The following is a 291-nucleotide window of genomic DNA, read 5'->3' as shown; positions in this document are numbered from 1 at the left end:
TTCCAGTATTATCGATTTGCCTTCGATGACCGGATTATCGGTAATGCCGATATGCACCAAATTACCGTGACCGGACAAGGTAGTGATCAAAACGAAAACTTCATTGGACGAGATACCATCGACATCATTCATGCTGGCGGCGGCAATGATACCGTTTATGCTTGGGACGGTAACGATATCCTGTACGGAGAAGATGGCGACGATAATTTAAACGGTGGTAATGGCAATGATATTTTGTATGGCGATGCCGGTAACGACTACTTGGCTGGGGATAACGGCAACGATACCCTG

1 protein-coding gene is annotated in these 291 nt (G+C 46.4%); it reads left to right on the top strand.

Annotated elements, in window-relative coordinates; all coding sequences use genetic code 11:
• Positions 1-51: 51 nt before the first annotated feature.
• The coding region (locus HMPREF2796_RS11750) for a calcium-binding protein (RefSeq protein WP_371327461.1) at positions 52-291 on the top strand (240 nt) is incomplete at its 3' end.

The sequence above is a fragment of the Eikenella sp. HMSC071B05 genome, from assembly GCF_001811325.1.
Taxonomy (GTDB): domain Bacteria; phylum Pseudomonadota; class Gammaproteobacteria; order Burkholderiales; family Neisseriaceae; genus Eikenella; species Eikenella corrodens.
The sequence above is the reverse complement of the archived record's forward strand: the minus strand, read 5'-3'. Positions and strand labels throughout refer to the sequence as shown.